A 2921-nucleotide genomic window follows, 5' to 3' on the forward strand; every position below is an offset into this window, starting at 1 on the left:
GTAGCCTCATTACGCACCAATCCGGACAGCGGCTGAATCAGGCGACTGATTCAGTCGCCTCATTCTGACTACTACGTGTCAGCAACTGGTCTCTTGAGCCAGAGTGGACAACTAGCGAGTATGCAGAAAAAACCACTGACGAGGATATTCTCGCGGCGATATGTGAGTCGGAGTTTCCGGCGGTAACAGCTCGGTGGGTGGCGGGTACGCTTGGCATTGAGCGACCCACTGCTCGTTGACGGCTTGAGGAGTTGCATGAGGATGGGGAGGTAGAGCGGGGAAGTTGAGTCCCCGAGTTGTTATCTGGTGGATTTCTGAGGAATAGTAGACCTTGTCAGATGGTTTAATGAGCGCAGGTACTAGATTGCGCAGTACCGTTCGATGGACGAGTTGTCGCTCATTGATCACCCTATGATGGTGGACAGTTCTGTCCCGATTGAGATCGTGGTAGGTCTCGACGAGTTCGGTGTGAAGAGGCTTCCAGTGGATGATGTGCGTGCCGTCTCGGCCGAGCGACGATAGCATATCCTCGCCAGGGACATTCAATCGGAGATCAGGTGAACTACCTCGGGGTCACCCCCCGAGGTACTCGCCCTGCTCCACCTGTAGATTCTCGAGAACAGTCTTTAATCATTACTCTCGGAGGTGGCTATTCCTGTCATTGGGTTTCCACTAGTAGAGGGAAACCGCAATGTGGGTGGATGTTTCTCAATTTTCGGATTATGTTCCATGTCATGTTTTCACTCAGACAAGACTTATATCCTCACAACGCCCACCTATATTTGGTTACAGATCCTATGAATAATCGCACCTACACTAGAAGCATCACTCTCGTTCTCGTAGCCCTGATGATGGTGTTCGCCGGTTGCTCTAGCAGCACGACCGCCGACACTAAAACCACGACCACAGCAACGACCGCTTTGCCGACCGAAACATCAGCAACCACTGACACGACAACCGAGACTTCGACAACTACCGATACGACTATTTCGAGCCGTCAATTTGACGTCCAGATCATCAACACACAACCGAATCCCACTGGCCCCGGGCTCCAGAACTTCGATCTGAAAGTGACTGTTGATACCCGTATGGCAGATGCTGATACAAACGGGCCAGGTGAACCGGCACTCGCTGTCAAAATTGATGACAACTGGATCACAGAGACCCAACAACTACCACAAAAGCGCACCGGAACTTACACGATTCAACTGGAGCAAAACGATCTTAACCGGTACTCTGGTGCACAGACAATCCGTGTCGAACTTCTCGATAAAGACGTGTTAGGTGATGATTTGATTGATGTATGGGAAGATCAGGTCAATTTCGGTGCAAAGCCAAGACCACCATCGACGACAACACAACCGGTAGAGACAACTCCAGCAACGGTAGCCCAAAGTACGAGTACTACGACCACACAGCCACCAACATCTACGACAGAACATACCACCACAACAGCGTCCACTACGACCAGGGCAACACCGGTCACAACAGTATCCACAACTGATAGTATTCCGCCGACCACAATACCATCCACGACGAGAAGTACAACAACTTCCCCAGCATCCACAACAACGAGTACAACACCGACTACAACAGATGAGCTGGTCGATTCAGGTTCTAAAACATCGTGGACAGTCGAAGTCGTTCGCGTCGTTGATGGTGATACCTACGAAGTAGAATTCCCTGACGGGCATACTGAAGACGTTCGATTGCTCGGTGTTGACACTCCAGAGGTACACGTCGAAAACACGCCAGATGAGTTCGAAGGAATACCCACCACCCAGGACGGGGAAGATTGGCTTCGTGATTGGGGTCACAAGGCGAGCGAATTTGCACGGACGCAGGTCGCTGGCGAGACGGTCACGATAAAAACGGATGACCGTGCTGATCGGCGTGGCTCCTACGGCAGATTACTCGTCTATGTGTATACAGATGACAGCAATTCGGTGAACGAAATGCTCATTGAGCAGGGTTATGCGCGGATGTACGATAGTGAATTCTCACAGCGTTCGGAGTTCGCGAGTGATGAGCAGAGTGCACAAGAAAATCACGTTGGCCTCTGGAACTACGAAGCGCCGGACGATGGCGGTGATAGCGATAGCAGAAGTGCGAGTCAGCTTGTTGTTTCGGAGATCCAAGCTGATGCGCCGGGGAACGATCACGACAATCTCAACGAGGAGTATATCACGTTCACGAACGAGGGAGACAGTGAATTGACTCTCACAAGTTGGACAATCGAGGATGCAGCAAAACATCAGTATTCGGTGCCAAAGTTCACGCTTGGTGCAGGCGAGTCTGTGACCCTGTATACGGGGAGTGGTTCAAATTCGGCGAATGAGCTCTTCTGGGGCTCTGGAAGTGCAATCTGGAACAACGGTGGCGATACGATCATCGTGACAACTAGTAGTGGCGAGACCGTGATTCAGAAAGAGTATAATTGAGAGTCCTTCATTCTCTATATCGATTTTAGAGTGTGACAAGCACAGTGAGGTAATTCTACACCGCATCAACGCTCGTTGCAATCGTTTCTGTCACTGCTGTCGTCAAGTCTGACGTCTGGGGGGACGATTCTAGCGTGTTGGTTTCGGTGGACCCGAGGATGTCCGAACACCCAGCAAACATACCGAGACTCGTTGTGGCCAATGGCGATGTGAGAAACCGTCGCCGTGATCTGTTGGTCATGAAAATAGGGGTGGTCGACTGGCTGTCTCAGCAGTCGTCTTGAGAATCGTCTCCAGTGGACGAGTCGTCCGAAGCGGAGTCTTCAGAGTCATCGCTTCCCGAGCTTTCGCTCTCATCTGACTCAGTGTAGCTTCAACCGTGGTTTCGTTAGTTCTCCTCCAACTCAACTGGGTACAGTCGGTGTAGCTTGATCCGGGCATCGTCGGTCGTAAACTGCCAGTCGATGAGCCGGTCAGCCG

2 protein-coding genes are annotated in these 2921 nt (G+C 51.5%); both read left to right on the top strand.

What is annotated here, in order from left to right; translation table 11 throughout:
- The first annotated feature begins 381 nt into the window (after window positions 1-381).
- Window positions 382-522, top strand: a complete 141-nt coding sequence (locus ACR3FF_RS26565; RefSeq protein WP_458191081.1) for a hypothetical protein — start codon at window positions 382-384, stop codon at window positions 520-522.
- A gap of 212 nt (window positions 523-734) precedes the next feature.
- A complete protein-coding gene (locus ACR3FF_RS26570) occupies window positions 735-2441 on the top strand; it encodes a lamin tail domain-containing protein (protein WP_458191082.1) in 1707 nt (568 codons plus the stop codon).
- Window positions 2442-2921: the final 480 nt, after the last annotated feature.

The sequence above is a fragment of the Haladaptatus ordinarius genome (genome assembly GCF_054177595.1).